This window comes from Mesobacillus boroniphilus JCM 21738 (assembly GCF_000517385.1).
GTDB lineage: Bacteria > Bacillota > Bacilli > Bacillales > Cytobacillaceae > Mesobacillus > Mesobacillus boroniphilus.
Genome location: NZ_BAUW01000126.1, coordinates 1 through 8362, shown reverse-complemented (window position 1 = coordinate 8362; position 8362 = coordinate 1). Strand labels below are relative to the sequence as shown.

6 protein-coding genes and 3 pseudogenes are annotated in these 8362 nt (G+C 43.9%); 3 read left to right on the top strand and 6 right to left on the bottom strand.

All coding sequences use genetic code 11. From position 1 onward, the window contains the following. Positions 1-207: 207 nt before the first annotated feature. Positions 208-1667, bottom strand: a pseudogene (locus tag JCM21738_RS20040) (protein adenylyltransferase SelO). 189 nt (positions 1668-1856) lie between these two features. Between JCM21738_RS20040 and JCM21738_RS20035 the strand changes: the two are divergent. Next, positions 1857-2753, top strand: a pseudogene (locus JCM21738_RS20035) (3-hydroxyacyl-CoA dehydrogenase). Between the two features lie 371 nt (positions 2754-3124). Here the strand turns inward: JCM21738_RS20035 and wrbA are convergent. The 3 genes from wrbA to JCM21738_RS20020 all read right to left on the bottom strand — a co-directional run bounded on the left by wrbA (position 3125) and on the right by JCM21738_RS20020 (position 5225). Continuing rightward, complete coding sequence (gene wrbA, locus JCM21738_RS20030) at positions 3125-3730, bottom strand: NAD(P)H:quinone oxidoreductase (protein ID WP_023626162.1); 606 nt, start codon at positions 3728-3730, stop codon at positions 3125-3127. A gap of 56 nt (positions 3731-3786) precedes the next feature. After that, a complete protein-coding gene (locus tag JCM21738_RS20025) occupies positions 3787-4770 on the bottom strand; it encodes a ring-cleaving dioxygenase (protein ID WP_023626163.1) in 984 nt (327 codons plus the stop codon). Between the two features lie 173 nt (positions 4771-4943). Further along, entirely contained in the window at positions 4944-5225 is a 282-nt protein-coding gene (locus tag JCM21738_RS20020) for a GNAT family N-acetyltransferase (RefSeq protein WP_023626164.1), read from the bottom strand. Positions 5226-5390: 165 nt separating this feature from the next. Here JCM21738_RS20020 and JCM21738_RS20015 point away from each other — a divergent pair, with 165 nt between their 5' ends. Beyond that, the gene (locus JCM21738_RS20015) at positions 5391-5975 is read left to right on the top strand and encodes a hypothetical protein (RefSeq protein ID WP_243463110.1); all 585 of its coding nucleotides are present in this window, start codon (positions 5391-5393) and stop codon (positions 5973-5975) included. Between the two features lie 82 nt (positions 5976-6057). On the opposite strand, the gene JCM21738_RS26940 is transcribed toward JCM21738_RS20015, so the two are convergent. Next, positions 6058-6588 carry a CBO0543 family protein gene (locus tag JCM21738_RS26940; protein WP_023626166.1) on the bottom strand — a complete coding sequence of 177 codons (531 nt, stop codon included), beginning with the start codon at positions 6586-6588 and terminating at the stop codon, positions 6058-6060. 310 nt (positions 6589-6898) lie between these two features. Here JCM21738_RS26940 and JCM21738_RS20005 point away from each other — a divergent pair. After that, positions 6899-7330 (top strand): annotated as a pseudogene (locus JCM21738_RS20005) (AhpC/TSA family protein); the annotation flags it as partial. A gap of 275 nt (positions 7331-7605) precedes the next feature. Here JCM21738_RS20005 and JCM21738_RS20000 read toward each other — a convergent pair. Continuing rightward, on the bottom strand, positions 7606-8097 hold the full coding sequence (locus JCM21738_RS20000) for a TspO/MBR family protein (RefSeq protein ID WP_023626170.1): 492 nt from the start codon (positions 8095-8097) through the stop codon (positions 7606-7608). Positions 8098-8362: the final 265 nt, after the last annotated feature.

Genomic DNA, 8362 nt, shown 5'->3' with positions numbered 1-8362 from the left:
ACCATTTCACAGGTTTTCTGTCCGTCATAGCCATGTCGACGGACACTTTTCATGATTTCCTTGGATTTCTGTCCGTCATAACCCTTATGACGGACACTTTTTCACCATTTCACAGGTTTTCTGTCCGTCATAGCCTCGATGACGGGCATTTTTTCATAATTTCACTGAATTCTGTCCGTCATGACCGTATAAAAGCACCGCAGCAAATCAAGTCCCACAAAAAGTACGGTATGGTCTTGCGGCTGGTGGAGCTGGCTTGCAGTATTCGGCCTGTTCAGGAGAGTGCTCGTATGGGTTGGCAAGGACTTCGAGCAATTTCACCATGACGCTCAAGTCACCATTCACAGCAGCCTCCAGAGCTTCTTCCACTCTGTGGTTTCGCGGGATTACACCCGGATTGTTGTCGCGCATCAGCTCCCGTGCGTCTTCCTTCGATTGCTCCTGGCGTCCAAGTCGTTCCTGCCATTTCCCCTGCCACTTCGCGAACTCCTCAGCCTGGAACAGCTCCGATCCTTCTAACTGATTAAAGGTCAAGGCTTTAAACGTATTCGTAAAGTCAGCCTTATGCGTATGCATTAGATTAAGCAGGTCGGAAATAAGCGCCTTGTCATCTTTTTCCTCATTGAAAATACCCAGTTTCAATCTCATTCCGGATATGAATTCCGACTCAAATATCTCCGGGAATTCTGAGAGGGCTTCCTCCGCCAGTTTTACCGCCTCATCTTCATCCTCATGCAGCAAAGGCAACAAGGCTTCAGCAAACCGGGAAAGATTCCAGCCACCGATATACGGCTGATTCCCGTAGGCATAGCGGCCATCGCGGTCAATTGAACTGAAGACAGTTGCCGGGTCGTACATGTCCATAAAAGCACAAGGGCCATAATCGATCGTTTCCCCGCTGATTGTCATGTTGTCAGTGTTCATGACACCGTGGATAAATCCAACATGCTGCCATTTTGCAATCAATGCTGCCTGACGCTTGATTACTTTTTTTAAAAAAGAAAGATAGCGGTCATCCTCCCCGGCGACTTCATGATAATGGCGCTCTATTGCATAATCAGCCAATGCCCGCAGATCCTCCGTCTTACCCCAGTTCGCGGCAAATTGGAATGTTCCCACCTTAAATGGCTTGCTGCCACACGGGTAAGGATTGCACCTGTCTGCATCGTCTCACGGATAATTTGCTCCCCCGTTGTCGCTACTGACAGACTTCTGGTAGTCGGGATCCCCAGACCAACCATCGCTTCGCTGATGATAAATTCCCGCAGCATCGGTCCCAGCCCTGCGCGCCCGTCTCCGCCACGGGAATATGGCGTCCGTCCGGAACCTTTCAGTTGTATGTCAAAACTTTCACCATCCGGAGTAATCTGCTCTCCCAGCAAGACTGCCCTGCCGTCTCCAAGCATGGTGAAATGCCCGAATTGATGTCCTGCATAAGCCTGAGCGAGTGGCGTTCCTCCTTCAGGGACCTCATTGCCGCCAAAAATCGCAGCCCCATCGTCACCTTGCAGTACTTCAGGATTCAAACCGAGTTCTTCCGCCAGCGACTCATTGAAGATCACCACTTCCGGTGCTTCCACAGGAGTTGGTTTCTGCAGACTATAAAATATTTTGGGCAGGCTCGAATAACTATTTTCGATATTCCAGCCAGCTTGATTGTTTGTCATTGGATTGCCTCCTTCACTTTCACCATTCTACGTTCGCTTTTCATATCCATTAATGTATTCTTCCTATTACTTAATATACCCTCCCGAAAGATTGGTAAAGCTGCCATTTATTTTACCTCTACGATTAAAAAAATACTTTTTAAGAATAATAATTAAGGGTAAACAAATATTGTAGAAAGGAGAATTGCCATGAATTATAAAAACATTACTGTCGCCGGAAGCGGCGTTTTTAGGAAGCCAGATTGCTTTCCAAACTGCATATCATGGATTCAATGTTTCGGTTTATGATATTAACGATGAGGCAATCGAGCGCGCCAAGGATCGTATCACGAAGCTGAAGCCTCGCTATTCAGAGGATCTTGGAGCATCCGAGCAGGAGCTTGATGCAGCTTACAACCGTCTTTCTTTTTACAGTGATCTCTCACAGGCTGTTGCCGATGCTGATCTCGTCATTGAAGCTGTACCCGAGGTTGTCGACATCAAGACTGATTTTTACAGGAAATTAGGACAAGCTGCGCCAAAGAAGACGGTGTTTGCGACGAACACTTCTACGTTGCTGCCAAGCCAATTTGCCGATGCGACAGGCCGTCCAGAAAAATTCCTTGCTCTTCACTTTGCGAATGAAATCTGGAAAAATAACACCGCCGAAGTGATGATGCATCCTGGCACAGACAAGGAAGTGTTTAACGATCTGTTGGAATTCGCCAAAGCGATCGGCATGGTTGCCTTGCCATTATACAAAGAACAGCCTGGCTATATCTTAAATTCGTTATTGGTGCCGTTCCTGGAAGCAGGCCAAATGCTGCTAATGAAGGAAGTCGCCGATCCGGAAACAATTGATAAAACGTGGATGATTGCAACCGGAGCACCAAAAGGCCCATTCGCGATTTTAGACATCGTAGGAATCACCACGCATACAATATCGCCAATGCCAAAGGCGAAGCTGGAGTGCCACAGTTTAAAGAACTCGCGAATCTATTGAAGACGGAGTACATTGACAAAGGAAAACTGGGTGCAGCCACAGGTGAAGGATTTTATAAATACCCGAACCCTAGCTATGAACAGCCCGGTTTTTTAAAAGAATAACCTAATATCCAGATGCCCAATCCTTGTGTGGATTGGGCATTTTGTTTTGGCTGGTTTCACGCTTTTATCAAATTCAGAGACAAGTTATCGGACACATCCTCGTGATTCAGCCTTCCGTTTGTCCGATAGACCCCTTCTATCGGACAATTCTCCGGGTTCTCCTATTCAAAATGTCCATTAAACAACTCTTATTAGACATTTCAACTCTCCTCCGCACCCAAAATGTCCATTAAACTCCTCTTATTAGACATTTCTACCTTCCTCCGCATTCCAAAAAGTCCAATAAACATTTCGCACCAGAACTACTACTACCTATTCCAGACAGAAAAACAGCCTAACTCCCTGAGGGAATTAGGCTATTTAATCATACCTTACTGATTTCCGTTCTTAACCCATCCCGCAACTGTCACAGTACGCTTCGCCTGGTATTTTACCGCAGCTTCTACGTCTTCAATCATGTTGCCGTCCTGATCGACTGTTACGCTTGTTCCGTATGGATTGCCGCCGGCACCGAATGTCACTGGATCGCTGTAGCCAGGCGCCGCGACGATTGCACCCCAGTGGTACATCGTCGTGTATAGTGACAGGATTGTAGCTTCTTGTCCACCGTGCGGATTTTGTGCGGAGGACATAGCGCTCACAACTTTGTTCACGAGCTTGCCCTGAGCCCAGAGGCCGCCAGTCGTATCAAGGAATTGCTTCATCTGGGATGGCATATTTCCAAATCGCGTTGGAACGCTGAAGATAATCGCGTCTGCCCATTCAAGATCGTCTGGAGTCACTTCAGGGATATCCTTTGTTTTTTCAACAGTCGCTTTCCATGCTTCATTGCCTTCAATCGCTGATTCAGGCGCTAATTCCTTCACTTTAAAAACCTTCACTTCTGCTCCGGCTTCTTTTGCGCCTTCCGCAGCCCATTTCGATAGCTGCACATTCGTTCCGCCCATGCTGTAAAAAATCACTGCTAATTTGACCATTATATATGCCTCCTTTAGTTCTAGTTTTCCACAAACTCCCGGCCTGCAAACTCGGCCTACAGATACTCTTTTTCGATATTACGCGTGCTGCGGACGGTATCAATCGGGCGCACAAAGTCCTCGATTTGCTCCCGCTTCGACTCGAGGAACGGCGGCAGTGACAATTTTTCACCAAGAGTTTCATATGGTTCGTCACCCATGAAGCCTGGTCCGTCTGTTGCCCATTCAAACAAGATTCCTGGAGCAACTCGTGCGTACAATGATTCAAAGAAGAATCGGTCGACATAACCAGAAGTACCGAATCCTGAAGCCTTCATGTGCTCGATCCACTCATAAAGAACCGAAGTGTCAGCAACACGGAACGCAGTATGGTGCACGGTTCCGAATCCCTGGCGTCCTGCTGGAAGCACTTTGTTGTCCTCAACAATGACCTGCGCGCCGTTCCCGCCTTCTCCCATTTCAAACAGGTACAAGGAACCTTCCTGCCCAACTTCACGCATATGCATGACTTTTTCCAATACCTCTTTAAAATAATCAAAGCGTGAGATCCGAATATGGATCGGCCCAAGGCCTGTGATCGCGTACTCCAATGGTACCGGACCGTTTTGCCATGGAGTCCCGGAAGCCACTCCCTCGTTGAACTCATCGGATATCAGCATATATTGCTGATCATCAAAATCGACGAATGAAATCGTCTTTTTGCCAAACAGTTCCTGGATGCCTGTATGCTTGACGTCGTATTTATCGAAACGCTTGACCCAGTATTCCAGCGCATTATCAGTCGGCACACGGAAGCCTGTTTTATAAATCTCATCCGTTCCATGTGATCCCTTAGGAATCCCAGGAAAATCGAAGAATGTCATATCCGTCCCTGCAGACCCTTTATCATCGGCAAAAAATAAGTGATACGTGCGGATATCATCCTGGTTGACTGTCTTTTTTACAAGACGCATCCCCAAAATATATGTGAAAAACTCATAATTCTTCTCCGCGCTGCTTGTAATGGCCGTAACATGGTGAATTCCTTTTAATTCGTTCAAGTTGTCTCCCCCTTTATCTCGAAACCGAGATATTAATGCAAAAAATATCTATCATTACTTTATCCTTATCCACTTCGAAAAAACATAATATCTTGAATTCGAGATAATTTTATCATGTGGTAATTTCCATGTCAATGGATAAAAGCCCTTGAGATTTCTCAAAGGCTTTCAAACTAATGTTTCAGAACTTCCTTATATTCATCTTTCCTCTCGAATTCCTTTTGCGCAAAGGAACAAACCGGCTCCACCTTCAGGCCTTCCTTTTTTGCTTTCTCAACAACCTGGCGCACCAATTCCTCAGCCACGCCCTGACCGCGGTTCGCCGGATCGACACCCGTATGGTTAATGACAAGAAACTTATCTCCATCACGAGTATAAGTTACTTCGCCTGCCTCGAGCCCATCTGAATCCTTCGCGACAAAACGTCCGTCTTCTTCTGTATAGTTAAAAGACATAACAATACCTCCTGGTGAAATCGAAGTTATCTTTCTCTTTTTCCCGCATAATGATGATCTTACTCATTTCTGGATAAATATTATTCCGAAAGTCTTCTCCATTGTGCATACGAGATTATAGAACATGACAATCTATAGATATGTATGCAAGCCGGTTTAAAAGGAATGATTAATTTGGAAAATGTTCGTCTAGCGCGCTTTGATGAGATAGTCAAGATGGGAAAGGAAGGGCAAAAGGCTTTAAATCAGTATTGGTTTGACTATGCTCTATATACCTCTTTTGAGTACTGGTTGATGGTCTTATTCCTAGTGGCACCTCTGATCTTGCTGCTTCTTAAAATCAACAAAAATAAGCTATTCCAGATTCTCTTTTACGGCTACAGTATCCACATGTCCTTTGGATATCATGATTTATTTGGGAGAAATATGGGTTATTGGAATTATCCTTTTCCTGTCATGCCTGTTTTGCCCGGTATTTCGCTAGACTCCAGCCTAATACCAATAATTTTCACGTTTGTTTATCAATCTACGTTGAACAGTAATAAAAAATATTATTTGTATGCAACTATGACATCGGTAATCCTGTCATTCGTTTTCAAGCCTATGCTAGTCGGATTAGGATTGTTTAGAATGTATGGGGAGATTAACTACTTTCACTTATTTATCAGCTATGTATCTGTATTTATTTTTGCGAAACTAGTGACTGACTTTTTTCTTTGGATTAAAAAAAGGTACAGCTCAAACAAATAATTTCCTTCCATTTAAGCATCCATACCCAAACAAACAAACGGCCTGATACCAGGCCTATTTTTTATAAGCTTCAGAGTACCTCCTATCGAAAAACACTCGAGGGTACTTCAAAGCTATTCCATAAGAAAACAATAAATACGGCCGAGAGGATCCAGGCGAATACCGGCCTATGAAAATGGATTTTCAATATGAGGAACATTACCGCATTAAAAAGGATCGACCACCCGAAATTCCAGCCATTGAAATATTTTATTAAATGATAATGCAAGTCGATCATTTCATTCATTATATAAATTACCATCCAAGCTAAATAATAAAACAATTTTAATAAGAAACCATGTTGTGGAAAATGAGACAAATAGGCAAGACATGTCGCAGGATATTTTAATATCATGATGGAAAACGAAATATGTGCATTGGTTATTCCTATTTCCTTGTCACCAGACGAGGGTACATACCTCCACATTGGATAATGATCGGACAGTAAATAAAGGTAAATAAAATCACCAAGCATAAAGAAAAGGATTGTCGGATAGTACCTTCTCCAGTTCCTCCAATCCCCCCATATTATTAAAATTCCCAGCCAAAAAACCGCATAAATTGCATTCGTCATAGTCTGCCTCACCGAAAATTATTTGCAAATAAAGGAAACACTTTTTCGTAGTATACCCATTCCTCTATTAATTATTACTTAGTATGAGAATCCATCTTCTGGTTCTGAGAACAGCCAGGGGGTATTGAAAAGGATTGTTAATTCTTTCCTTGGAGAGTGAAGTTATATATAGTGAAGAAAAGGAGGTTTCGATATGGAGTATGTATTAGAAACTACAGATCCGGAAAAATCACTAACCTTGGGAACAGCCATCCAGGGAAAGCCAACGATGGTCGTATTTGTCCGCCACCTTGGCTGACCAGTCTGCCGAGCATATCTTGCGCAGTTGCGCGAGCGAATAACTGAAGTTGAAGCAAGAGGATACCAGGTCATTGCTGTCGCCCCTTCAAAAGGGTCTTTTATCAAGCAATTCGTTGACCAGTTCGGGCCATTTCCTTTTCCGATTTTAGGAGACCCTTCGCGGCAAGCGTATCGAGGCATGGGCCATAAAACGATGCCTAAGTGGAAGCTGCTGGCGAAAGCCGGTTTTGGTTTTATTACTGGCCAGGTCAAAGATTTCATCCCCAAAAATGAGAAGCAGAAAGAATTCGTCATGAAATCGATGAAGACACAGGACGTCTACATCCAGGGAGGAACATGGCTCTATTCGGCCGACGGTAAACTCTTGTGGAAGCATATCGATGAATCACCCGAGAATCATGCAAAAATTGATGAAGTCTTGCAGCAAATGAAAAAACGCTGATCAGCTTAACTCGCGATCAGCTTTTTTTCTTATCAGTTTTATCAGAAGCTTGCTCAAATAATTGTGAAATATAACCTTTTAATTCAAAACCCTCTTCATTCATGAATTCCTTGATTTGTTTCATCTTAATCTACCTCCGTTTTAATATGTTGTTGGTTATAGTATTCCCGCTCTAGCAAACTTTTATTCAACCAATTTTTAGAAAGATTGGCAGTCTATTAGTTTAGACGGAGGATAGATTGGAAAAGTTGCATAATTCAGTAAAAGTTTCACAATTAATCTTTATTCAAATTCCACATGCTGTAGTTGAGCTGCAGCGCATAAGCCACCCACACAATATAAGGTAACATAAGCCTGCCGGCAATTTTATCTTTTTGATAGTATTGATAAGTTGTCAGCGTAATCATGCCCAGCAGCAGACCAATTTCCGCAAACGCAGTGCCTCGAAGGTTCCATTTGAAAAATAAAAACGACCAGAGAAAGTTCAATCCAAGCTGGATATCATACAGCGCCTCCGCTGTGGCAGTTGGTTTCTCCTTCATCGAAACCCGGTAATTCGCTAGTCCCATCGACGCATACAAGCCTGTCCACATGACCGGAAACACCCACGAAGGCGGCGCATGATCTGGCTTATCCAGCTTGCTGTACTTCTCCTTCGCCCGCCTTGTCGCAATCATCCCAGTCACCATTCCGCCGACAACCGGAATCAGCAGCTCCTTGGCGAGCTTGCCCTTATCTATTTTTCCATCCACTCTAAAAACACTCATTCATCTCACCTGCCTTTTTCATACTATTACCTAGTTTTTGTAAAAAAAACCTATAGCTGTCTTCTTAGGATCTCCTATTGTTTCAAAACTGATGCTGGTTCCTTCAAAGCAGTCTATTTTCCAGCAGGATCTTGACAGCTTTGCCTTGTTCGCCGTCAAACCTGTCTTACGTTCCTTCAGTTTCTTGACAGCTTTTGGCCTGATGACCTCTAACCTGTCACAATTCCTTTGTTTTCTTGACAGCTTTTAGCCTGATGACCTCTAA

Excerpts from the sequence above, each read along its gene's own strand:
- JCM21738_RS20015 (WP_243463110.1), top strand. The coding sequence starts at position 5,391 with ATGATTAATTTGGAAAATGTTCGTCTAGCGCGCTTTGATGAGATAGTC.
- JCM21738_RS20020 (WP_023626164.1), bottom strand. The coding sequence starts at position 5,225 with ATGTCTTTTAACTATACAGAAGAAGACGGACGTTTTGTCGCGAAGGAT.
- wrbA (WP_023626162.1), bottom strand. The coding sequence starts at position 3,730 with ATGGTCAAATTAGCAGTGATTTTTTACAGCATGGGCGGAACGAATGTG.
- JCM21738_RS26940 (WP_023626166.1), bottom strand. The coding sequence starts at position 6,588 with ATGACGAATGCAATTTATGCGGTTTTTTGGCTGGGAATTTTAATAATA.
- JCM21738_RS20000 (WP_023626170.1), bottom strand. The coding sequence starts at position 8,097 with ATGAGTGTTTTTAGAGTGGATGGAAAAATAGATAAGGGCAAGCTCGCC.